Origin of the sequence: Diaphorobacter sp. MNS-0, assembly GCF_019602835.1 — a bacterium.
Taxonomy (GTDB): Bacteria; Pseudomonadota; Gammaproteobacteria; order Burkholderiales; family Burkholderiaceae_C; genus Diaphorobacter; species Diaphorobacter nitroreducens.
Genome location: NZ_CP080761.1, coordinates 2569118 through 2592018, shown reverse-complemented (window position 1 = coordinate 2592018; position 22901 = coordinate 2569118). Strand labels below are relative to the sequence as shown.

The 22901-nt window shown below is 67.9% G+C and carries 24 protein-coding genes; 11 read left to right on the top strand and 13 right to left on the bottom strand.

Annotation, left to right across the window (positions count from 1 at the left end):
- The first annotated feature begins 160 nt into the window (after positions 1-160).
- The 4 genes from ppsA (at position 161) to K2L43_RS12310 (ending at position 5573) form a co-directional block, all read left to right on the top strand.
- Positions 161-2551 (top strand): phosphoenolpyruvate synthase, encoded by a 2391-nt coding sequence (gene ppsA, locus K2L43_RS12325; protein WP_172207431.1) that lies wholly within the window; start codon positions 161-163, stop codon positions 2549-2551.
- Between the two features lie 20 nt (positions 2552-2571).
- Positions 2572-2889: a DUF4212 domain-containing protein gene (locus K2L43_RS12320; protein ID WP_220637665.1), complete on the top strand. Its 318-nt coding sequence runs from the start codon at positions 2572-2574 to the stop codon at positions 2887-2889.
- On the top strand, positions 2882-4969 hold the full coding sequence (locus K2L43_RS12315; protein WP_220637664.1) for a VC_2705 family sodium/solute symporter: 2088 nt from the start codon (positions 2882-2884) through the stop codon (positions 4967-4969). Before K2L43_RS12320 ends, K2L43_RS12315 begins: the two co-directional genes overlap by 8 nt.
- Positions 4970-5105: 136 nt before the next feature.
- The gene (locus K2L43_RS12310) at positions 5106-5573 is read left to right on the top strand and encodes a hypothetical protein (protein WP_103738039.1); all 468 of its coding nucleotides are present in this window, start codon (positions 5106-5108) and stop codon (positions 5571-5573) included.
- 116 nt (positions 5574-5689) lie between these two features.
- On the opposite strand, the gene efp is transcribed toward K2L43_RS12310, so the two are convergent.
- The 3 genes from efp to K2L43_RS12295 form a co-directional block, all read right to left on the bottom strand.
- Positions 5690-6244, bottom strand: coding sequence for an elongation factor P (efp, locus tag K2L43_RS12305; protein ID WP_011806028.1), 555 nt, complete (start codon positions 6242-6244; stop codon positions 5690-5692).
- Positions 6245-6410: 166 nt separating this feature from the next.
- On the bottom strand, positions 6411-7523 hold the full coding sequence (gene earP / locus K2L43_RS12300; protein WP_220637663.1) for an elongation factor P maturation arginine rhamnosyltransferase EarP: 1113 nt from the start codon (positions 7521-7523) through the stop codon (positions 6411-6413).
- Complete coding sequence (locus K2L43_RS12295) at positions 7520-8419, bottom strand: LysR family transcriptional regulator (RefSeq protein ID WP_220637662.1); 900 nt, start codon at positions 8417-8419, stop codon at positions 7520-7522. Before K2L43_RS12295 ends, earP begins: the two co-directional genes overlap by 4 nt.
- A 120-nt stretch (positions 8420-8539) precedes the next feature.
- Between K2L43_RS12295 and K2L43_RS12290 the strand changes: the two genes are divergently transcribed.
- The 5 genes from K2L43_RS12290 to K2L43_RS12270 all read left to right on the top strand — a co-directional run bounded on the left by K2L43_RS12290 (position 8540) and on the right by K2L43_RS12270 (position 13391).
- A complete protein-coding gene (locus K2L43_RS12290) occupies positions 8540-9760 on the top strand; it encodes a CaiB/BaiF CoA-transferase family protein (RefSeq protein WP_088886385.1) in 1221 nt (406 codons plus the stop codon).
- The gene (locus K2L43_RS12285; RefSeq protein WP_088886386.1) at positions 9757-10731 is read left to right on the top strand and encodes a hydroxymethylglutaryl-CoA lyase; all 975 of its coding nucleotides are present in this window, start codon (positions 9757-9759) and stop codon (positions 10729-10731) included. The genes K2L43_RS12290 and K2L43_RS12285 overlap by 4 nt, the downstream gene beginning before the upstream one ends.
- A gap of 36 nt (positions 10732-10767) precedes the next feature.
- Positions 10768-11769: a tripartite tricarboxylate transporter substrate binding protein gene (locus K2L43_RS12280; RefSeq protein WP_220637661.1), complete on the top strand. Its 1002-nt coding sequence runs from the start codon at positions 10768-10770 to the stop codon at positions 11767-11769.
- Positions 11770-11819: 50 nt separating this feature from the next.
- Positions 11820-12806, top strand: coding sequence for a tripartite tricarboxylate transporter substrate binding protein (locus tag K2L43_RS12275; protein ID WP_220639001.1), 987 nt, complete (start codon positions 11820-11822; stop codon positions 12804-12806).
- A gap of 66 nt (positions 12807-12872) precedes the next feature.
- Positions 12873-13391, top strand: a complete 519-nt coding sequence (locus K2L43_RS12270) for a M48 family metallopeptidase (RefSeq protein WP_015913756.1) — start codon at positions 12873-12875, stop codon at positions 13389-13391.
- Positions 13392-13458: 67 nt separating this feature from the next.
- Here the strand turns inward: K2L43_RS12270 and murI are convergent, their stop codons facing one another.
- The 10 genes from murI to K2L43_RS12220 all read right to left on the bottom strand — a co-directional run bounded on the left by murI (position 13459) and on the right by K2L43_RS12220 (position 20374).
- Positions 13459-14334 (bottom strand): glutamate racemase, encoded by an 876-nt coding sequence (murI, locus tag K2L43_RS12265; protein ID WP_220637660.1) that lies wholly within the window; start codon positions 14332-14334, stop codon positions 13459-13461.
- Positions 14335-14705: 371 nt separating this feature from the next.
- Positions 14706-15137, bottom strand: coding sequence for a GFA family protein (locus K2L43_RS12260; protein WP_220637659.1), 432 nt, complete (start codon positions 15135-15137; stop codon positions 14706-14708).
- 25 nt (positions 15138-15162) lie between these two features.
- Entirely contained in the window at positions 15163-15807 is a 645-nt protein-coding gene (locus K2L43_RS12255; protein ID WP_220637658.1) for a DUF938 domain-containing protein, read from the bottom strand.
- 11 nt (positions 15808-15818) lie between these two features.
- The gene (dmeF, locus tag K2L43_RS12250; protein WP_220637657.1) at positions 15819-16814 is read right to left on the bottom strand and encodes a CDF family Co(II)/Ni(II) efflux transporter DmeF; all 996 of its coding nucleotides are present in this window, start codon (positions 16812-16814) and stop codon (positions 15819-15821) included.
- Complete coding sequence (locus K2L43_RS12245; protein WP_015913751.1) at positions 16811-17083, bottom strand: metal/formaldehyde-sensitive transcriptional repressor; 273 nt, start codon at positions 17081-17083, stop codon at positions 16811-16813. Before K2L43_RS12245 ends, dmeF begins: the two co-directional genes overlap by 4 nt.
- 203 nt (positions 17084-17286) lie before the next feature.
- Positions 17287-18381, bottom strand: a complete 1095-nt coding sequence (locus K2L43_RS12240; protein WP_220637656.1) for a tartrate dehydrogenase — start codon at positions 18379-18381, stop codon at positions 17287-17289.
- A gap of 337 nt (positions 18382-18718) precedes the next feature.
- On the bottom strand, positions 18719-19180 hold the full coding sequence (locus K2L43_RS12235; RefSeq protein WP_220637655.1) for a GatB/YqeY domain-containing protein: 462 nt from the start codon (positions 19178-19180) through the stop codon (positions 18719-18721).
- Between the two features lie 97 nt (positions 19181-19277).
- The gene (gene rpsU / locus K2L43_RS12230; RefSeq protein WP_007833691.1) at positions 19278-19490 is read right to left on the bottom strand and encodes a 30S ribosomal protein S21; all 213 of its coding nucleotides are present in this window, start codon (positions 19488-19490) and stop codon (positions 19278-19280) included.
- Between the two features lie 129 nt (positions 19491-19619).
- Positions 19620-20024: an antibiotic biosynthesis monooxygenase gene (locus K2L43_RS12225; protein WP_220637654.1), complete on the bottom strand. Its 405-nt coding sequence runs from the start codon at positions 20022-20024 to the stop codon at positions 19620-19622.
- Positions 20021-20374, bottom strand: a complete 354-nt coding sequence (locus K2L43_RS12220; protein ID WP_196995305.1) for an NIPSNAP family protein — start codon at positions 20372-20374, stop codon at positions 20021-20023. Before K2L43_RS12220 ends, K2L43_RS12225 begins: the two co-directional genes overlap by 4 nt.
- Before the next feature lie 108 nt (positions 20375-20482).
- Here K2L43_RS12220 and K2L43_RS12215 point away from each other — a divergent pair, with 108 nt between their 5' ends.
- Both K2L43_RS12215 and sufB read left to right on the top strand, forming a co-directional pair.
- Positions 20483-21202, top strand: coding sequence for a helix-turn-helix transcriptional regulator (locus tag K2L43_RS12215; protein ID WP_220637653.1), 720 nt, complete (start codon positions 20483-20485; stop codon positions 21200-21202).
- Between the two features lie 151 nt (positions 21203-21353).
- On the top strand, positions 21354-22847 hold the full coding sequence (gene sufB, locus K2L43_RS12210) for a Fe-S cluster assembly protein SufB (protein WP_255580444.1): 1494 nt from the start codon (positions 21354-21356) through the stop codon (positions 22845-22847).
- Positions 22848-22901: the final 54 nt, after the last annotated feature.

The following is a 22901-nucleotide window of genomic DNA, read 5'->3' as shown; positions in this document are numbered from 1 at the left end:
CCGCCTACAATGGCGCCCATTATTCCCAATTTCTCCCCATGCACCGCGCCGGCCCACAACCACAACAGCAAAGCCGTGGCCGCTGCATGAGCGACGACTGCCCGCCTTCCCTTGACGCGACGGTGGGCGCAGACCGGTTTTTAAACTCTGGAGCTTTCCCATGTCTGCACGTTTCGAGGCGACCGCCCTGGTCGTACCGTTTGAGAACCTGAGAATGAGCGACGTCGAGGTCGTTGGCGGCAAGAACGCCTCCCTCGGCGAGATGATCTCCCAACTGCCCCAGGGGGTGCGCGTGCCCACGGGCTTCGCCACCACCGCGCATGCGTTCCGCGAGTTCCTCAAGTACGAAGGCCTGCACGACCGCATCAGCCAGCGCCTGGCCGCGCTGGACGTGGACGACGTGCGCGCGCTGGCCGAGGCCGGCGCCGAGATTCGCGGCTGGGTGGAAAGCCAGCCGTTCCCCGCCGACCTGGAAAAGGCCGTGCGCGAGGCATTTGCCGCGCTGTCGGCGGGTAACGACCAGGCCAGCTTCGCCGTGCGCTCCTCCGCCACGGCCGAGGACTTGCCCGATGCCTCCTTTGCCGGTCAGCAGGAGACCTTCCTGAACGTGGTGGGCATCGAAGCCGTGCTGCACAAGATGAAGGAAGTGTTCGCGTCGCTGTACAACGACCGCGCCATCTCCTACCGCGTGCACAAGGGTTTTGCCCATGACGTGGTGGCCCTGTCGGCGGGCGTGCAGCGCATGGTGCGCTCCGACCTGGGCGCGGCCGGGGTGATGTTCACCATCGACACGGAAAGCGGCTTCGAGGACGTGGTGTTCATTACCTCCAGCTACGGCCTGGGCGAAACCGTGGTGCAGGGCGCCGTGAACCCCGACGAGTTCTACGTGCACAAGCCCATGCTCCAGGCCGGCAAGCAGGCCGTGATCCGCCGCAACCTGGGCTCCAAGCTGATCCAGATGGTGTTCTCCACGGCGCAGGAAAAGGCCGCCAGCGGCAAGCTGGTGAAGACCACCGAGGTGGCAACCGAGCTGCGCAATCGCTACTCGCTGACCGACGACGAGATCGAGCAACTGGCCCACTACGCGCTGGTGATCGAGCAGCACTACGGCCGCCCCATGGACATCGAGTGGGGCAAGGACGGCACTGATGGCCAGCTCTACATCCTCCAGGCGCGCCCTGAGACGGTGAAGAGCCAGGCCAAGGGCCAGGCCGAGCAGCGCTTCAAGCTCAAGGGCCACGGCCCGGTGCTGGCCGAAGGCCGCGCCATCGGCCAGAAGATCGGCACCGGCCCGGTGCGACTGGTCAACGACATCGCCGAGATGGACAAGGTGCAGCCCGGCGACGTGCTGGTCACCGACATGACCGACCCCAACTGGGAGCCGGTGATGAAGCGCGCCAGCGCCATCGTGACCAACCGGGGCGGGCGCACCTGCCACGCGGCCATCATTGCGCGCGAGCTGGGCATTCCGGCCGTGGTGGGCTGCGGCCACGCCACCGACGTGCTCAAGGACGGCACGCTGGTCACCGTGAGCTGCGCTGAGGGCGACACCGGCCGTATCTACGACGGCCTGCTCGAGACCGAGGTGACCGAGGTGCAGCGCGGCGAGATGCCGCCCATCTCCACCAAGATCATGATGAACGTGGGCAATCCGCAGCTGGCCTTCGACTTCGCCCAATTGCCCAACGAAGGCGTGGGCTTGGCGCGCCTGGAGTTCATCATCAACAACAACATTGGCGTGCACCCGAAGGCCATCCTGGACTACCCCGCCGTGGATGCCGACCTGAAGAAGGCCGTGGAGAGCGTGGCGCGCGGCCATGCCAGCCCGCGCGCGTTCTACGTGGACAAGGTGGCCGAGGGCGTGGCGACCATCGCCGCCGCGTTCTGGCCCAAGCCCGTCATCGTGCGCCTGTCGGATTTCAAGTCCAACGAGTACCGCAAGCTCATCGGCGGCAGCCGCTACGAACCCGAGGAAGAGAACCCCATGCTGGGCTTCCGTGGCGCAGCGCGCTACGTGAGCCAGGACTTCGGCGAGGCCTTCGCCATGGAGTGCGAGGCCATCAAGCGCGTGCGCAACGACATGGGCCTGACCAACGTGCAGGTCATGGTGCCCTTCGTGCGTACGCTGGGCCAGGCCGAGCGCGTCACCAAGCTGTTGGCACAGCACGGCCTGCAGCGCGGCGAGAACGAGCTCAAGCTCATCATGATGTGCGAGATCCCGAGCAACGCGATATTGGCCGAGCGCTTCCTGGAGTACTTCGACGGCTTCTCCATCGGCTCCAACGACCTGACCCAGCTCACCCTGGGCCTGGACCGCGACTCGGGCCTGGAACTGCTGGCCGCCGACTTTGACGAGCGCGACCCGGCCGTGGAGGCGCTGATCCACCTGGCCATCAAGGCGTGCCGCGCGCAGGGCAAGTACATCGGTATCTGCGGGCAGGGCCCCAGCGACCATCCCGACTTTGCCCAGTGGCTGGCGCGTGAGGGCATCACGTCGATCTCGCTGAATCCTGACAGCGTGATCGATACCTGGCAGCAACTGGCGCGCTGACCGCGCCGCAGCCGCAGGCCATGCCCCACCGCCGGTCGCTCACGCAGGAAGAGATCGAGGGGGCGCCTTTTGCCCCCGACCTGCACGATGCACGCCACCTGTGGCTGAAGGCGGGCCTGCTGCTCGTGTGGGTGCTGGTGTCGTTCGGCACCGGCTACTTCGCGCGCGACCTGCAATTCCTGGTGGGTCCATGGCCGTTGAGCTACTGGATTGCCTCCCAGGGGGCAGTCCTGATGTTCATTGGCATCGTCTGCGTTTACTGTGCCGCCATGAGCTACTTCGAACGGCAGGACATGGCGGCGCAGCGCGACGCTGCCACAGCCACATCCCATGATTGAACGCGGCGGCGAGGGGCGCAGCTACATGGCGCGCCTGAACCGCATCGTGGCGCTGTACATCGCGGGGCTGCTGGGGTTCGTGGCCCTGATGGCCTGGGCCGAGCAGCGCGGGTTGTCGCGCCAGTGGATCGGCCCCATCTTCCTGTTTCTCACCGTGATGGCCTACGCCGCCATCGGCGTGTACGGCCGCACCACGGATGCGGACGAATACTACGTGGCGGGCCGCCGCATTCCGCCGTTCTACAACGGCATGGCCGCCGCCGCGGACTGGATGAGCGCGGCCTCGTTCATCAGCCTGTCGGGCGCGCTGTATCTGCAGGGCTTTTCGGGCACGCCGGAGCAGCCGGGCGGGCTGGCCTATCTGTTGGGCTGGACGGGCGGCTTCGTGCTCGTGGCCATGCTCATCGCGCCGCACCTGCGGGCGATGAACCTCTACACCGTTCCGGACTTCTTCCAGGTGCGTTTTGGCGGGCGCTGGCCACGCATCATCGCGGCCCTGTCGGCCGTGCTGTGCTCTTTCACCTACGTGGTGGCGCAGATCTACGGCGTGGGGCTGATCGCCTCGCGCCTGACCGGGGTGCAGTTCGAGATCGGCATCATGCTCGGCCTGGGCGGCGTGCTGCTGTGCTCGTTCCTGGGAGGGATGCGCGCCATCACCTGGACGCAGGTGGCGCAGTACATCGTCATCCTGCTGGCGTTCCTGATCCCGGTGTCGTGGCTGGCGTACAAGCAGCTCGGCAACCCCGTTGCACCGGTGGTGGCGGGAGCACAGATCGGCAAGATCGCCACGCTGGAGGGCGGGCTGCTGGCTTCCGAGGTCGAGCAAGACGTGGTCGCGGCCTACCTGCAGCGCGCCGAGGATTACAAGGCGCGGCTGGCCGACGTGCCCGCCGCACTCGCGCGCGAGCGCGAAGCGGCGCGCGAGCGCATCCAGCGCCTGCGCGCCCAGAACGCCGACGTGGGGCTGATCGTGGCCGCCAGCCGGGATTTGGCCTCCATGCCGCGCGACGAGGCTGCCGCGCGCGATCGCTGGACGCGCGAGATGCGCGACAACTATGAGCGTGCCCGCGCCATGGGCGGCCTGCCGCGCCACAGCCAGGCGTTTGCGGGCGATCCGCAGGGCACCCCGCAGGAGCGCCAGACCTTCGACGATGCGCGCCGCAACTTCCTGGCGCTGATGTTCTGCCTGATGGTGGGAACGGCCGGCCTGCCGCACCTGCTGACGCGCTACTACACGGTGCCCTCGGTGGCGGGCGCGCGCGCGTCGGTCGCGTGGTCGCTGTTCTTCATCGCACTGCTGTACCTGAGTGCGCCGGCGCTCGCCGTGCTGGTGAAGTTCGAGGTCATGAACAACCTTGTGGGCAGCAGCTTCGACCAACTGCCCAACTGGATGGCGCAATGGGCGCGTGTGGACGCCTCGCTGCTGTCCGTGGAGGACGTGAACGGCGACGGCATCGTGCAGTTCGGCGAAATCCGCTTCGGGGCCGACCTCATCATGCTGGCCACGCCCGAGATCGGCGGGCTCCCCTACGTGATCTCCGGCCTGGTGGCCGCGGGCGGGCTGGCCGCTGCGCTGTCCACTGCCGATGGCCTGCTGCTCACCATCAGCAACGCGCTGGTGCGCGACCTGTACCACCAGGAAACGCGCCGCAAGGCGTCGCCCGAGCAGCGGGTGATCCTGACCAAGTTCACGCTGCTCTCCGTGGCGCTGTCCGCGGCGTTCGTGGCGGCGCTCAAGCCGTCGGAAATCCTGCCCATGGTGTCGGCGTCGTTTTCCATCGCCGCATCGGCCTTCGTGCCCGCGATGGTGCTGGGCATCTTCTGGCGCGGTACTACGCGCCAGGGCGCGGTAGCCGGCATGCTCGCCGGCCTGTCCGTCACCGTGTATTACCTGTTGGCGCAGGTGGACAGCGTGCGCGAATGGGTGCCTTCCGCGCTGCTCGTCGATGGCTTGTGGTTCGGCATCCATCCGATTTCGGCCGGGGTCTTCGGCGTGCCGGTAGGCCTGGCTGTGGCGTGGAGCGTCAGCCTGACCACGCGACCCGTCCGCGTGCGGCCGGCTCCCGCGGACGGGCTTTAGCGCGCCGCGCCCCGCGGTTGCGCCCACGGGCGACCTGCGGTTTGACCTCATTCACAAATGGTCACATTCGTGCGACGCTGATCCCGTGCGGCGTTCCATGCCGCTTTTCCATCACGTACCAAGCGAAGAGGCGGGCATGATTCTCGTGAAAACACCGGCTGGGCAACAGGCGCTGAAGGATCGCCAGGGTGCGCTTTCGCCGCGCCAGCGCTCAGCCTTCATCCTGTTCGACGGCAAGCGCACCCTGGACCAGGTGCTGACGGCCACGGCGGCCATGGGCATCTCGCGCGAGGACGTGCAGCTCATGATCGACCAGGGGTTGCTGGAGAGCGGACCGGGAGCGCCGGCACCCGCGGCCGCAGCGCCGGCGGACGGCGCCGAGGTGCAGGTCGATGGCACGGGGCGCACGCAGCGCGAGCGCTATCAAGCCGCCTACCCGATCGCCACCGAACTTACCGCCAGCCTTGGGCTGAAGGGCTTCCGCCTGAATCTGGCGGTCGAGGGGGCTGCGGGGTATGAGGATCTGGCGGCGCTGGCTCCCAAGATCCGCGAGGCCGTGGGAGACGCCAAGTACACCAGGCTGGAGAGGGCGTTGTTCGCGTGAATGCGGCGCTGGGCGTGGCCCCCTGCAGGACCCACCCAGTCCTCAATAAAAAAAGGGAGCGTGCATGACACGCTCCCCTTGCATGAACAGCGTCCGCAGCCGGACGCAAGGTGTTCTTAGACGCGCTTGCGGTACTCGCCCGTGCGCGTGTCGATCTCGATCTTGTCGCCCTGGTCCACGAACAGCGGCACGGCCACTTCGAAGCCGGTGGCGATCTTCGCGGGCTTGAGCACCTTGCCGGACGTATCGCCCTTCACGGCGGGTTCGGTCCAGGTGATCTCGCGCTCCACGCTGGTGGGCAGTTCCACGGAGATGGCCTTGCCGTCGTAGAACACCACTTCGGCCGCCATGCCGTCTTCGAGGTAGCTGATGGCATCGCCCATGTTGGAGGCTTCCACTTCGTACTGGTTGTACTCGGCGTCCATCCATACGTACATCGGGTCGGCGAAGTAGGAGTAGGTGCACTCCTTCTTGTCCAGGATCACGTTGTCGATCTTGTCGTCGGCCTTGAAGACGACTTCGGTGCCCATGTTGGACAGGAGCGCCTTCAGCTTCATGCGCACGGTAGCGGCGCCGCGGCCGCCGCGGGCGTATTCGGTCTTCAGCACGATCATGGGGTCTTTGCCCTGCATGATCACGTTGCCGGCGCGGATTTCTTGAGCGATTTTCATGGCTTGCTTGGGAAGGAAAGGTTGACCGCTCCACAAGTCGGGGCGGGCGGGCGTGGCCCAGGCGTTTGCGTGAACTGGGCCGCCTTCCACCCCGGCGCATGTTCCGCGGCGGGGGCGCCGGCTGGGCACGCGAGTGCCGCCTTCGAATGGCGCAAAACTGGGGATTCTAGCTTTTCTCCGTCACAAACCCTAGTAGTAAGGTCAATAAATCCTGCTGTGCCACCAGCCGCGCACGCGCGGACTGTATACATGCGCGCCATTCGCCCAGGGTCGCCGCGTCCAGCGGCGGCAACTCGCCGCGGGTCTCCAGACCGTTCCAGAGGGCCGACCAGCGCCGCAGCGACGCTGGTGCGTGCAGCCAGTCCAGGAAGGCCAGTAGCTTGGCGTGGTGCGCATCGTCGTGCTGCGGATAGATCTGCCACACGAACGGCTGGCCCGCCCACAGGGCGCGCACCAGTGAGTCCTCGCCGCGCACGAAGTTCAGGTCGCAGGCCCAGAGCATTTCGTCAAAGGCCGGCTGAGGGCAGGGTGGCAGATATGAAATTGATAGCTGCTCGCGCTTGCTGTATGAGCCTTTGAGGCTTTTTTGACTCTCAAACCGCTGCTGCCATTGGCGCACGGCCGCCGTGGCACGTCCGGGCGTGACCAGCAGCCGCACGTCGCTGCGCGGCCGCCATTGCGCCAGCAGCTGGGGCAGGGCGGGTGGTTCGTAGCAGAACAGCGAGATGGCGACTTCATCTGCCCCGATGCCGTGGCCGGCGCGCCAGGCGGCGCGGTCGAATGCGGCCTGGCGCGCCAGCAGGTCTGGCTCACGCAGCAGGCCGCCCGTGCGCTCGGTGAAGCCGGGGTAGTAGAACCAGCGCGTCAGGCCCGCCCCCGGGCCGCTCATGAGCGGAGACGGCAGCCGGTGGCAGCGTTCCACATAGGTCTCGGCCGACAGGTACTCCAGGTTGATCCATAAGGGTTTTGGGCCTGTAGCGTTTGTGTGGTGAGCGATGGCAGCTATGAATTGCGGAGCAATCTCGCAGCCGAAGGCCTCCACCACCACGTCGCCAGGCCCGTCTGCGGGCGCCTGCGTGGGCCAGGGCAGCACCTGTACGCCAGGTGCGCCCTGCGGCGCCATCCAGGCCAGAGCGCTGGCGTCATCCACCCACAGGCGAACGCGGTGGCCGCGGCTGCCCAGATCGGCCGCCAGGCGCCAGCACACGCCGATGTCGCCAAAGTTGTCGATCACCTGGCAAAAGATGTCCCAGCGCAGGTGGGCCGTGGCCTTCGTCATGGCGCCTCCTGGGCGCCGGCGCGCAGGTGGTCCACCAGCAAGCGTGCGACGCTGGACAGCGACTCCTCCGAGCGCACGCACAGCGACAGGCGCCGCCGTGCCCAGGGCTCATCCAGCGTGATGGCGCGCAGGGCCAGCGTGCCGCGGTAGATCTGGGCGCTGCCGCGCGGCAGCACGGCCACGCCCAGGCCGGCGGACACCATCAGGCACAGGGCGTCATAGCTCGTGACCTGGATGCGCAGCTTGAGCGGCATCTCCTGCTCGGCCGCGGCGCGTGTGAGCAGGTTGTTGATGGCGCTGCCCGGATGCATGCCCACGAAGTCGCAGGCCAGGGCGTCTGCCAGGCGCACGCTGCGGCGGCGCGCCAGCGCATGGCCTGCGGGGACGATGAGGACCAGCTCGTCCTCGCGGTAGGGCAGCAGGCTCACGCGCTCGCCATAACTGCCGTGGTTGAGGATGCCCACGTCGGCTGCGTTCTCGGCCACCGATTGCGCCACGGCGGTGCTGATCTGCTCCTGCAGCCGCACATCGACCTGCGGGTGCGCGGCCATGAAGCGCTGCAGTTCGCCCGGGAGGAACTGCGTGATGGCCGAGATGTTGGCCACCACGCGCACGTGGCCGCGCACGCCGGCGCGGAAGTCCTGCATCTGCGTGGCGATGCCGTCCAGGTCGTTGAGCACGCCGCGCGCCAGGTGCAGCAGGGCGTAGGCCGCAGCCGTGGGCTCGGTGCCGCGGTTGCTGCGCGTGAACAGCTCCACGCGCAGCGCGTCCTCCAGCTCGGCCAGGCGGCGGCTGGCGGCGGAGGGCGCGATGTGTTCGCGCGCGGCGGCGCGGGCGATGGCGTTTTCCTCCATCACCGCGACGAACAGGCGCAGGGAGACCGGGTCGAGCTTCATGGGCGGCGATGGTACTGCGGCGGCGGCGGGCCATGCCGGTTTGCGATGGCAGCTTCGCGCTTGAGCGTTTTGCGGCCCGGCCGGGGCGCCGCATCATGCCGCCTGGATTGCAGGAGACATATGACCCCCAAGTACAACACCGCTGCCCCCACGCCCGCGGCACTGGCCGGCGTGCGCGTGATCGAAATGGGCCAGCTCATCGCCGGGCCGTTCTGCGGCAAGACATTGGGCGAGTTCGGCGCCGATGTGGTGAAGATCGAGGCCGTGGGCGCGGGCGACCCCCTGCGCAACTGGCGCCTCATCAAGGAGGGCACCTCCGTGTGGTGGCAGGTGCAGTCGCGCAACAAGAAGTCGGTGGCGCTGGACCTGCGCCAGGCCGAAGCGCAGGACATAGCGCGCCGCCTGATCGCCGAAGCCGATGTGCTCATCGAGAACTTCCGTCCCGGCACCCTGGAGGGCTGGGGTCTGTCGCCCGAGGCGCTGCACGCCCTCAACCCCGGCCTGGTCATCCTGCGCATCTCGGGCTACGGGCAGACCGGGCCGTACCGCGACCTGCCGGGCTTCGGCGTGATCGGCGAGGCCATGGGCGGCCTGCGCCACCTCACGGCCGAGCCCGGCCGCGTGCCGGTGCGCGTGGGCGTGTCGATCGGCGACACGCTGGCCGCGCTGCACGGCGCCATCGGCGTGATGATGGCGCTGTACCACCGCAAGGTGAACGGCGGCGCGGGCCAGGTGATCGACGTGGCCCTGCACGAGGCGGTGTTCAACTGCATGGAAAGCCTGATCCCCGAGTACAGCGCCTTTGGCGCCGTGCGCGAGGCCGCGGGCAGCGCGCTGCCGGGCATTGCGCCGAGCAACGCCTACCCCTGCCAGGACGGCTGGGTGCTGGTGGCCGGCAATGGCGACAGCATCTTCAAGCGCTTGATGGCCACCATCGGCCGTCAGGATCTGGCCGATGACCCGCAACTGGCCGACAACGCCGGCCGCGTGGCGCGCGTGGCCGAGATCGACGCCGCCATTGGCCGCTGGACCGCCGAGCGCACCGTGGCGCAAGTCATGGAGTTGCTGGCCGCCGCACGCGTGCCCGCGGGCAAGGTCTATACCGCCAAGGACATCGCCGAGGACCCGCACTACCAGGCGCGAGACATGCTGCTCACGCAGCGCACGCGCGACGGCTACGAGCTGCAGGTGCCGGGCATCGTGCCCAAGCTCTCGGCCACGCCGGGCACCATCCGCACCAGCGCGCCGCGCCTGGGGGACGACACCGATGCCGTGCTGGCCGAGGCGGGGCTGACGGCCGAGCAGATCGCGCTGCTGCGCAGCAAGGGAGTGATCCAATGACGACCAGCGTGTGGAACGGCGCCGGGCGGCGCATCGAGCTGTGCGACGTGGGCCTGCGCGACGGCCTGCAGATGGAGGCGCAGTTCGTGCCGACCGAGGACAAGATCGCGCTCGTGAATGCACTGTCCCACGCGGGCCTGTCCAAGATCGAGGTGACCTCGTTCACCTCGCCCACGGCCATCCCCGCGCTGCGCGACGCCGAGGTGGTGATGCGCGAGATCGAGCGCCGCCCCGGCGTGACCTACACCGCGCTCGTGCCCAACGCGCGCGGCGCGGAGCGCGCCATCGAGTCGCGCACCGACGAGCTGAACCTGGTCATGTCCGTCAGCGAGACGCACAACCTCGCCAACCTGCGCATGACGCGCGCGCAGTCGTTCGCGGCACTGGCACAGGTGATCACCATGGCGCAGGCGGCGCAGGTGCCGGTGAACGTGTCGCTGTCGTGCGTGTTCGGTTGCCCCATGGAGGGCGACGTGGCGCTGGACGCCGTGTGGGAGCATGTGCAGCGCTTCGCCGACCTGGGCGTTGCGGGCATCACGCTGTGCGACACCACGGGCATGGCCTTTCCCACGCAGGTGGGGCAGGTGGTGGCCGCTGCGCGCGCGCGCTGGCCGGGCATGGCCTTCACGCTGCACTTTCACAACACGCGCGGCATGGGCCTGGCCAATGTGCTGGCGGCCATCGATGCGGGGGCGCAGCGCTTTGACGCATCGCTGGGCGGCCTGGGCGGCTGTCCCTATGCGCCGGGTGCCACGGGCAATGTGTGCACCGAAGAAGTGGTGCATGCGCTGCAGCTCATGGGTTACGACACGGGCATTGATCTGCCGGCGCTGATTGCCACTGCGGCCCGCCTGCCCGCGCTGATCGGCCACGAGGTGCCCAGCCAGATCGTGAAGGCGGGGTGCCGGCTGGACCTGCATCCGGTGCCTGCGGGCTTCGACGCAATCCGCGAGCGCGCGCTGGCGCGGTAGCTTTCACCGCACATCCATAACGACAGGAGACAACCCATGCCTTTGACCACTGCATTCCACGGCCGCAGGGCCGCGCTGGCTTTTGGGGCCGCTGTGGGCGCACTGCTGTGCACCGCGCCCCTGGGCGCCGCCGCGCAGGACAAGTACCCCTCCAAACCCATCACCCTGGTGGTGCCGCAGGCCGCGGGCGGCGCCAACGACGCGATTGCGCGCGTGCTGGCGCAGCGCCTGAGCGAGCAGATGGGCCAGAGCGTGGTGGTGGACAACCGCCCCGGCGCGGGCGGCACGCTGGCCACGGCGGCCCTGGCGCGTGCCAAGCACGATGGCTACACGCTGCTGGTCACGGCCGACAGCGCGCACGTGATCGGCCCGGCGCTCTACAAGAACCCGGGGTTCGACGCCGTCAAGGATTTCGAGCCCGTGGCGCCCGTCGCCACCGCCGGCTATGTGCTGGTGGCGCATCCTTCGTTTCCGGGCAACAACGTGGCGGACCTGATCCGGCTGGCCAAGGCCAGCCCCGGCAAGTACGCCATCGCCTCGGCTGGCAACGGCACGCTCAACCACCTGATCGGTGAGCTGCTGCAAAAGGCCGCTGGCATCCAGTTGCAGCACATTCCCTACAAGGGCTCGGCAGCGGCCGCCACCGACGTGGCGGGCGGGCAGGTGCCGCTGTCCGTGCAGAGCCTGCCCTCGTCGATCGCCTTCATCAAGGCGGGCAAGCTCAAGGTGCTGGGCGTGGTGAACGAAAAGCGCGTCGCCGCGCTGCCCGACGTGCCCACCATCGGCGAGACGCTCAAGGGCTTCGCCCAGGCACCGTGGTACGCCATGTTCGCCCCGGCGGGCACGCCCGCGCCCATCGTCGAGCGGCTGCAGGCCGAAGTGGCACGCGCGCTGGACCACAAGGATGTGGTGGACAAGCTCTCCGTCGTGGGCTGCGAGCCGTTCAAGGGCACGTCTGCCCAGCTGGGTGCGCTGGTGCAGTCCGACCTGCCCAAGTGGGCGCGCGTGGTCAAGGACACCGGCGCCACCGTGGACTGATTCTTCCATCCCGATTTCGCACAACTTTCAACAAGGAGACACAACCCATGATGACCACGCGCATCACACGCAAACATTTCGGCGCACTGGCGCTGGCGGCTTTGGCGCCCCTGGCGCTGTCCACGGCTTGGGCGCAGGGCGGCTACCCGTCGCGCACGGTGACCTTCGTCGTGCCGGCCGCCGCCGGCGGCACCACCGACATCTCGGCCCGCATGGCCGCGCAGGCGCTGGCGCCGGTGCTGGGCCAGTCGGTGGTGGTGGACAACAAGGGTGGCGGCAACGGCGCCATCGCGGCCAACATCGTCAAGCGCGCCGAGCCCGATGGCTACACGCTGCTCATGCAGTACTCGGGCTACCACGTGATCTCGCCCCATCTCACCAAGGCACCGCAGTGGGATCAGAAGGACTTCCAGCCCATCGCCAACGTGATCTCGGCGCCGCAGATCATCGTGGTGCGCGACGGCCTGCCGGTGAAGACCCTGGCCGAGCTGGTGGCCTACGCCAAGGCCAACCCCGGCAAGCTCAACTACGCCTCGTCGGGCAACGGCTCGCTGCAGCACGTGACCGGCGCCATGCTGGAGCAGCAGGGCGGCATCAAGATGGTGCACGTTCCCTACAAGGGCACGGGCCCCGCGCTGCAGGACCTGCTGGGCGGCCAGGTGGACCTGACCTTCGGCACCGCGCCGCCGTTCATGCCCCACATCCAGTCCGGCAAGCTGCGCGTGCTGGCCGTCACGGGTAAGGAGCGCCTGGCCAGCCTGCCCGACGCGCCCACCACGGCCGAGGCCGGCTACCCGGGCGTGAACGCCACCTCGTGGTTCGCGCTGTTTGCGCCCGCAGGGGTGCCCAAGCCGGTCATCGACAAGCTGGCCGCCGACATGAAGAAGGTGGTGGAAGACCCGGCCTTCCGCAAGAAGGCGCAGGAACAGGGTGCCGCGGCCGACTACCAGGGCCCGCAGCAACTGGGCGAGCGCGTGAAGAGCGACTTCGCCGACTGGGCGGGCGTGATCAAGAGCTCCAAGATCGAGGCGGAATAAATCCGCCCTACACTGGGCGCCCTTTGGAATGCGGCGGCACGCCTGGTGCCGCTGCCCGGCGCCCTGATGACGACAGCCCCTCTCGATCTGCCCTACCTGCGGGCCTACGCGCCCGCGCTGCAGGCCCAGGCCCATGCGCTGCTGGCGCAGGGCCAACTGGGCGCGCTGCTGCAGCGCAAGTACCCCGAGGGGCATGCGGTGCGCAGCGACAAGGCGCTGTACGACTACGCCCAGGAATTCAAGGCGCGCCACCTGCGCAACGCGGGCACGGTGAACAAGGTGCTGTTCGACAGCAAGATCCACGTGGTGCGCCATGCGCTGGGGCTGCACACCCACCGCACGCGGGTGCAGGGCGGGCGGCTGGCGGCGCGGCATGAGATCCGCGTGGCCGCGCTGTTCAAGCAGACGCCCGACGAGTTCTTGCGCATGATCGTCGTGCACGAGCTGGCCCACCTGCGCGAGAAGGACCATGGCAAGGCCTTCTACCAGCTGTGCACCCACATGGAGCCGCAGTACCACCAGTTCGAGTTCGACCTGCGCCTGTACCTCACGCACCTGGACGCGGGCGGTGAGCTGCTGTGGTGAAACGCTATTGAAAAAATAGCTGCCAGCGCTTGATAGATAAGCGCTACGGCCCGTTTTGGCTTAAATCTCAGTCGATCTGCAGCGCCGCGCAGTACAGCGCGGGCAACTGTAGCCAGCGCTCGGCTGCCGACTGCAGCGCGGCCAACTGGCCGGTGGTGTAGAGCTGGATATGCCCCGGCGCTGCCGGCGTGCCATCCGCCGCGTGCTCGGGTGCGAGGGCGTGGGCTTGGTCGAGGATGCGCCGGGTCTGGCGCGCCACGGGCGCACCTGTGTCGATGATCTGCACATCCGGCCCCACCAGGGCGCGCAGCATGTCCTTGGCGAACACGTAGTGGGTGCAGCCCAGCACCAGCGTGTCGATCTCGCCCGTTTTCAAGCCAAAAGTGCCCAGCGCGCCCGTGTACTGGACGCAAAGCGCTTCTATTTTTGCCATGGATGCGGCGGCGGGCAGCGGCTCCTCGGTGCTTTGCTCGATGGCGCGCGCCAGGCCGTCGCAAGGCTGCACCGAAAAGCGCGTGCCGGCCGAATGCCCATCGCGCAGGCGCTGAAAGCGCGCGCTGCCCACCGTGCCGCGCGTGGCCAGCACGCCCACGTGGTGCGTCTGGCTGCTGGCGGCGGCGGGCTTGATCGCCGGCTCCACCCCGATGGCGGGCAGGTCGGGCAAGGCGGCGCGCAGTTGTTCCACCGCGGCGGCGGTGGCCGTGTTGCAGGCGACCACCAGCGCCTTGATGCCGTGGTGTTCGCGCAGCCAGCGGGCGATGGCCAGCGTGCGCTGCTGCACGAAGGCGTCGCCCTTGGCGTCCCCATAGGGAGCGTTGCCGCTGTCGGCCAGGTAGACGAAATGCTCGTGCGGCAGTTCGTGGCGCAGCGCCTGCAGCACGCTCAGGCCGCCAATGCCGCTGTCGAACACACCAATGGGACGGGCGGCAAGGGGCGATGTCATGGAAGGCGTGGCAAGAAATCGGGGGAAGGGCACCGCCAGGAGGGGCCGGCGCCGCACGGGCCTCCAGTATGCCCGTGCGGCGGCCGGGCTGCAGGGGTGCGCTCTAGGGCCTGTTCACACTATTTTTGCCAGTGCGAATGGCGTGAAAACCGCGCCAACCTAGGCGCGTGACGACGCCAAGGCCGGGGCCTTGGCTAGGAGGGCAACGACGCGTGGCGCGGTTCTCACTCCGTTCCCTCCGGGTTGCGATCAAAAAGGGCCATTCGCGGCGTTGCCAAGCCTCGCTGGGGTAGCACCCCAGCTTCGTTTGGCGCCTTGCGCCTGGCCCTTTTTGATCGCAACGCATCTGGCAAAAATAGTGTGAACAGGCCCTAGGCCGCGCCGGGCAGTACGTACCCCTGCGGGTGCTGGGGTAGATCGTCCTGGAGGGGCCACCAGCTGCAGCGCGAGGCCACATGCATGTGGAATGCCGGCGCCGTGGCCACGGGCTCGTCCAGCAGGCCTGCGCGGATGCGCACCACGCCGGGCAGGCTGTCGCGCTCGCTGAATACTGGCGAACCGCAGATGCCGCAGAACACGCGCCGCTTGCCGGGGGAGGACTCGAAGCGCCGCAGCAGATCCTGGCCGGCCTGGAACTGCAGCCGATCCACGTCCACCGGCAGATTGGCAGCAAACGCGCTGCCCTGCGCGCGGCGGCACTGCGCGCAGTGGCAGATCTGGATCGGGGCCAGCGGCCCGCGGATCGTGAAGCGCACGCCCTGGCAGAGGCAGGCGCCGTGGTGCAGTGGCTCGGATGGGTTCATGGCAGACGGCGAGGGGGTGTCGGCGTCACTCTACGGCAGGCTCCGCCGGGGCGGCGGTGCGGTGGAACACCAGCAGCCGGTTGTTCGCAGGCATGGCGTGGTCGTGCGCGAGCGCGAGGCCGTGCTGTGCCGCCAGCGCCACGATGTCCTCGAAGTGGCGGATGCCGCTGTGCGGGTCGCGCTGGCGCAGCCAGGCATCAAAGGCGCGGTTGCTGTCACTGGTGTAGGTTCCGCCGTAGTTGAAGGGGCCGTACAGCGCCAGCACGCCGCCGCCAGGCAGGTGGGCACCGGCCAGCGCGAACAGCCGCTGCACCAGCGGCCAGGCCATGATGTGCGCGGTGTTGCTGCTGAATACCGCGTCGAACGGCCCGCTGCCAGGGACGCCCTGTGGCCAATCGCTGTGCGCCAGGTCCAGCAGCAGCGGCGGGCGCAGGTTGGGCGCCGGGTGCTGCCCATGCCAGGCGCGTATGCCTGCGTGGTTGTCCGCCAGGTCGCTGGTCTGCCACACCAAGTGGGGCAGGCGCGGCGCGAAATACACGCTGTGCTGGCCCGTGCCCGAGCCCACCTCCAGCACATGCCGCCGGTCGGCGAAGGCCTGCTGCAGCACGGCGAAGATGGGCGCCTGGTTGTTTTCGCAGGCCTGGGAAAACGGCAAGGGAGGGTGATTCATGGCATGTGTGCTTAAAGCGCCTGTACTTCCACGGTGACGTGCGATAGCTCGTGCACCGGCAGCAGCAGGGCCTTGTAGTGCTGTGCGGGCTGCGGCGTGGCCGAGGCGACGGAAACGATGGCAGCAAAATGGCCCGGGCCGATTTGCCAGACGTGCAGGTCTTTCAGCGTGTCGCCCGTGGCGGCGAGGATGTCCTCGATCTCCTGGCGGACCTGCGGTCCTTCGGCCGGCGCATCCAGCAGCACGCCGCCGGCGTCACGGATCAAACCCCAGGACCAGCGGGCGATCACCAGGGCGCCCACCACGCCCATGGCCGGGTCGGCCCAGAGCCAGCCGTAGCTGCGCCCCACGAGCAGCGCCGCGATGGCCAGCACGGAGGTCAGCGCGTCGGCCAGCACATGCAGGTACGCCGCGCGCAGGTTGTTGTCGTGGCCATGGCGGCCGTGGTCGTGGTCGTGGTCGTGGTCGTGGTCGGCGTGGTGATGGTCGTGCCCGTGATCGTGGCCATGGTGGTGGTGCCCCTGTCCGCCATGCAGCAGGCGGGCGGACACCAGGTTCACCACCAGGCCGATCACCGCCACGGCGATCGCCTGCTCGAAGCGGATGGGCACGGGGTTGGTCAGCCGCAGGAAGCTCTCCCACGCGATGAGCAGCGCCACGATGGCCAGCACCACGGCGCTGGCGAAGCCAGCCAGGTCGCCCATCTTGCCGGTGCCGAACGAGAAGCGTGGGTTGGCCGCATGGCGGCGTGCATACCCATAGGCCAGCGCCGTGATCAGCATGGCACCGGCGTGCGTGGACATGTGCCAGCCGTCGGCCACCAGGGCCATCGAACCGTACAGCTTGCCCGCCAGGATCTCGGCGACCATCATGCCGGCCGTCAGCGCGATCACGAGCCACACGCGCCGCTCGTTGCGCTGGTGCTCCGCGCCCAGGAAGACGTGGTGATGGTCGGCGGGGAAGGGTGCGGGCGCCGCGCCCGCGGTGTGCAGGGTGGAGGAAGTCATTTCAGGTACGAGCGCAGGATGTCCATCATTTCTTCGCCGCCGGTGCGGCGCTCGGCATCGGTGCCGGCGTCCACCACATGAGCCTGCAGGTGGCCCAGCATGACTTCGGTGGTCAGACCATTCATGGCGCCGCGTGCCGAAGCGAGCTGCCGCAGCACTTCCGCGCACGCGGCGTCACCCTCCAGGGCGCGCTCGATGCCCTCCATCTGGCCCTTGATGCGCCGCACGCGTGCGATCAGCTTGTCTTTTTGCCCGTGGGTGTGGGACATGGAATGACTCGAAAATATAGTGTGGGGGGCTATGCTAACCCGGCCGCACGGACCGCGGCGGGAACGCGGCCATTGCGCGCAGCGGGCGCTTGCGCAATATGTTGCTGAAATGGGCTGTAGCGCTTGATGGACAAGCGCTGCATGCTATTTAATCAATAGCGTAAGTCCGTTGACGGAAACATGCCGCGCCCTGCGGGCGGGGGTTACCCGTGCGCGATGCGCGCGGCGATGGCCTCGCCCACCTGCGTGGTGCTTGCCACACCGCCCAGGTCTGGCGTGCGCGGGCCGCTTTTGATGATCTCTTCGATGGCCGCAATGATGGCATCGTGGGCCTGCCGCCCCGCGCCTTGGCCGTGGGTCAGGAAGTCCAGCATCAACGCGCCGGACCAGATCATCGCGATGGGATTGGCGATGTTCTGGCCATAGATGTCGGGCGCCGAGCCGTGCACGGGCTCGAACAGGCTGGGGAAGGTGCGCTCGGGGTTCAGGTTGGCCGACGGTGCCAGGCCGATGGTGCCGGTGGTGGCGGGCCCCAGGTCGGAGAGGATGTCGCCGAACAGGTTGGTGGCGGCCACCACGTCGAAGCGGCCGGGCTGCAGCACGAAGCGCGCGGTGAGGATGTCGATGTGCTGCTTGTCCAGCGTGACTTCGGGGTAGCCCTTGGCGACATCGTCGGCGCGCTGGTCCCACCAGGGCATGCTGATGGCGATGCCGTTGCTTTTGGTGGCCAGCGTCACGTGTTTGCGCGGGCGGCTTTGCGCCAGGTCGAAGGCGAACTTCAGCAGGCGGTTGGCGCCGTGGCGCGAGTAGACCGACTCTTGGATCACGATCTCGCGGTCCGTGCCCTCGTACATGACGCCGCCCAGCGACGTGTATTCACCCTCGGTGTTCTCGCGCACCACGAGGTAGTCGATATCGCCGGGCTTGCGGCCGGCCAGCGGGCAGGGCACGCCCTCGAACAGACGCACGGGGCGCAGGTTGATGTACTGGTCGAACTCGCGGCGCATTTTTAGCAGCGAACCCCACAGCGAGATGTGATCGGGTACGGTCGCCGGCCAGCCCACGGCGCCGAAGAAGATCGCATCCATGCCCGACAGCTGCGCCTTCCAGTCGTCGGGCATCATCTGGCCGTGCCGGGCGTAATAGTCGCAATGCGCCCAGTCGAAGGTGTGCAGTTCCAGGTTCAGACCGAAGCGCCGGGCGGCGGCCTGCACGGCGCGCAGGCCTTCGGGCATGACTTCCTTGCCGATGCCGTCTCCGGCGATCACGGCGATCTTGTGGGTGCGTTGCTGCTGCATGGATGGCTTTTCAAACGATGTAAGCCCGCCATTGTTCACCGAGGAGAGCGTCCGTTCAATGTGCGCGCCCGTGTCTGCGTCTTTCGTGACGTTGGCAGGACGTTCGCCGCTGCACACGGAATGGCGGGGGGACGCCCAGTACGGGGGCCGCGCCCCGCGCAGCCCAGCGGTCTGTCAGCAGTCGGGTCTGTGGGTGTCCAAGCGGCTGTTGAGCGGGGCGTGTGCGGCGCAGCAAAAACGATAGCTACCAGCGCTTGCCAGCGAATGAACTCAATGCCAAATGGGTCTGTGATCGAGACAGATCAAGCGCAAGCAGCTATGAATAGCATAGTGGCAATTAACTGCTCAGCGCGGCCTTCACGGCGGCCGACACCTGGCCCATGTCGGCCTTGCCGGCCAGGCGGGTCTTGACCACCCCCATCACCTTGCCCATGTCGCCGGGGCCCACCGTCTTGCCCAGTTCTGCGCCGACTTCGGCCACGATGGCCTTCACTGCGCCAGCCACTTCGTCGGCCGACATGCGTTCGGGCAGGTAGGCCTGCAGCACGGCCATTTCGGCCTTTTCCTTGTCGGCCAGGTCCTGGCGGCCCGCGCCCTCGAAGGCGGTGATGCTGTCCTTGCGCTGCTTGATCAGCTTGTCCACGATGGCCACGATGGCCGCGTCATCCAGCGTGATGCGCTCGTCCACTTCCTTTTGCTTCATGGCGGCCTGCAGCAGGCGGATGGTGCCCAGGCGCTCGCTGTCCTTGGCGCGCATGGCGGTTTTCATGTCTTCGGTGATCTGGTCCTTGAGGCTCATTGTGTTTCTCCAGTCAAACGGTGTAGAAAACAAAAAACCCGCGCTTGGCGTCCCTAGCGCGGGTTTTGTGGCGTCTGGTGTCAACGCCGGGCTGTGCTTAGTACAGCTTCTTGGGCAGCTGCATGCTGCGCACGCGCTTGTAGTGGCGCTTCACGGCGGCAGCCTTCTTGCGCTTGCGCTCGGCGGTGGGCTTTTCGTAGAACTCACGGGCGCGCAGGTCGGTCAGCAGGCCCAGCTTTTCGATGGTGCGCTTGAAGCGGCGCAGGGCCACGTCAAAGGGTTCGTTTTCTTTTACACGAATGGTCGTCATTAGCTAATGTTTTCCAATAGGTGCCGCTAGCGGGTTTTCGGGAAGATCGGGCCCAAAAGCCATATACGGCGGTTTTCCCCGTCTGTAACTAGTATCCGGCCGACGGGGTCATGCCAGCAGAGCCGAGCATTATAACGGCTCTGCGCTGCCGGGCAAGCGGCTGCCCGGCGCGGGGTTGGGCACAGGCCGCGGCGCATGGCAGGCGCGCGAGTCGGCGGGTGTCTCTCCTCGCGCATGTAGGCCGTAGTCGCGCTGCACGGTGGCCACGCGCAGCCGGTAGTCGGCAAACACGCCTGCGCGGCCCGTCGCCTGGGCCTGGCGGTGCTGCGGCAACGCGCGCCAGCGGGCTACGGCCTCTTCGCCGCGCCAGAAGCTTAGCGACAGCAGCTTGCCGGGCGTGGACAGGCTCTCGAAGCGCTCCACGGAAATGAAGCCGTCAATAGCCTGCAGCGCGGCGCGCAGGTCCGCCGCCAGGTCCAGGTAGGCCTGGCGGCCGTTGCTGCTCGGCTGCACTTCAAAGATGACGGCGATCATGGCTGGGCCTGCGTGGTGGTGGGCAATGCGGGGCGCGCGAGGGTGCCCGCCACCGCCTCGGTGAAGCTGCGTTCCTCGCGCAGGATGAAGCGCTGGCGCTGCGCCATCTCGAAGTTGGCGCGGCCCTCTGGGTCGGCCTTGAGTCGGGCGCGGTAGGCCTCGTAGTCGGCCAGGCTGGCGAAGGCGATCAGGCCCCACGCCTCGTAATTGGTGCCCTCGCTGGGCAGAAAGTAGCCCAGCAGGTGGCCGCCGCAGCGCGGGATGATGCGCCCCCAGGCTTCGGCATAGGCGCGGAAGGCCTCGCGCTGGAAAGGGTCGATCTCGTAGCGGATGAAACAGGTGATGGGCATGGCGTGCTCCTGTGGTGGGTGGATGCCTCCATGGTGCCGGCCGTCGCACGGCCGATGTTTCGTCCCGGAACGAAGCGTGCGCCGGGCTGGCTGCGGCACACTGCGCGCATGAATACCAACCAGATTGCGCATGTCGCGGCCCTGGTGGGCGAGCCGGCGCGCACCGCCATGCTGGTCGCGCTGATGGACGGTCGCGCCCTCACGGCACGTGAATTGGCCGAGGCCGGGCGCGTGTCTGCCGCCACGGCCAGCCGCCACCTGAGCCTGTTGGTGGAGGCCGGGCTGCTGGTGCTGGAACGCCAGGGGCGCCATCGGTACCACCGCCTGGCTTCGCCCGAGGTGGCGCATTTGCTGGAAGGGCTGATGCAGCTGGCCGTGCGGCAGGCGACGGCGCCGCGGCCCGTGGTCGTGGGCCCGCGCGACGCGGCGCTGCGCCAGGCGCGTACCTGCTATGACCATATTGCCGGCCGCCTGGGCGTGGCCATCGCCGCGCACCTGTTGGAGGAGGGCGCCATCGTCTTCGATGACGATGCGGGTGGGCGGGTGACCGGCCGGGCGCAGGCTGTGCTGGCACCGCTGGGGCTGGCCGCGCAGGACGCACTGGCCGCAGGCGCCGCGCGGCGCCCGCCATGCCGGCCCTGTCTGGACTGGAGCGAGCGCCGCCCCCACATGGCCGGGCGCCTGGGGGCGCTGCTGTGCGTGCATTGCCTGGAGCGCGGCTGGCTGCGGCGCGCGCAGGCATCGCGCGCGCTGGAGATCACGCCGCCCGGCGTGGTGGCGCTGCGCAACTGGCTGGGCGTGGTGCGCTGGGGCGAGGTGACCGGCTGACTGGGGTGATGCGCTGGCCTGACGGCAAGCCGCTGGCCCAAGAAGCGGCGAGCCGGTAAACCCCTGATGCGGGTGCAGGGACCGCATGCGGGTTTGGCGGATTTTCAAAAGATTCATAACATATGAATATTAAAAACTCCGCCCCACGGTCATGTCCTCACAACCCGCCATCCTCGACGCGCCCGTCGCCGGTCGCGATGCGCCGCAGGCGCCCGCACTGGAGCAGGCGCTGCAGCGCCCGTACCAGCATGGTTTCGTCACCGACGTCGAGTCCGATTCCCTGCCGCCGGGCCTGGACGAGGACACCATCCGCGCCATCTCGCGCAAGAAGCGCGAGCCGCAGTTTTTGCTGGACTGGCGGCTGGCGGCCTTCGAGCGCTGGCGTGCGATGGAGCTGCCCGACTGGGCGCACCTGAAGATCGAGCCCATCGATTTCCAGGCGCTGAGCTACTACTCGGCACCCAAGTCGCTCAAGAACGCACCCAAGAGCCTGGACGAGGTGGACCCGAAACTGCTGGAGACCTACGAGAAGCTCAACGTGCCGCTGCACGAGCGCGCCCGCCTGGCCGGCGTGGCGGTGGATGCGGTGTTCGACTCGGTCTCGGTGGGCACCACCTTCCGCGAGCAGTTGGCCGAAGTGGGTGTGATCTTCTGCTCGTTCTCGCATGCGGTGCAGAACCATCCGGATCTGGTCGAGAAATACTTGGGGACCGTGGTGCCGCAGGGCGACAACTTCTACGCCGCGCTGAACTCGGCGGTGTTTTCCGATGGCTCCTTTGTTTACATTCCCAAGGGCGTGAAGTGCCCCATGGAGCTGTCGTCCTACTTCCGCATCAACGCGCAGAACACGGGGCAGTTCGAGCGCACGCTGATCATTGCCGAGGAGGGCAGTTCGGTCAGCTATCTGGAGGGCTGCACCGCTCCGCAGCGCGATGAGAACCAGTTGCACGCCGCAGTGGTGGAACTCATCGCGCACGACGACGCGTTCATCAAGTACTCCACTGTGCAGAACTGGTACCCCGGCGACGAGAACGGCGTGGGCGGCATCTACAACTTCGTGACCAAGCGCGGCCTGGCGGCCGGCAAGCGCTCGCGCATCGCCTGGACGCAGATCGAGACCGGCTCGGCCATCACCTGGAAGTACCCCAGCGTGGTGCTGCGCGGCGACGAATCGAACGGCGAGTTCCACTCCATCGCCGTGTCCAACCACTTCCAGCAGGCGGACACCGGCACCAAGATGATCCACCTGGGCAAGAACACCACCAGCCGCATCGTCTCCAAGGGCATCAGCGCGGGCCACGCGCACAACAGCTACCGCGGCCTGGTGCGCGTGAACCCCGGCGCCGCCGGCGCGCGCAACCACACGCAGTGCGACTCGCTGCTCATCGGGCCCGACTGCGGCGCCCACACCTTCCCCTACGTGGACACCGCGCGCAGCGATGCCGTGGTGGAGCACGAGGCCACCACCACGCGCATCTCGGAGGAGCGCCTGTTCTATTGCCAGCAGCGTGGCATCGACCCGCAGGAGGCCACGGCCCTCATCGTCGGCGGCTTTTGCCAGGCGGTGCTGGAAGAGTTGCCCATGGAATTCGCGCTGGAAGCCAAGGCGCTGCTTGCCGTGTCGCTGGAAGGCGCGGTGGGCTGAGATCACAAGATTTGAATAAAAACGGCATCCAGCCCTTATCCATCCAGCGCGAAC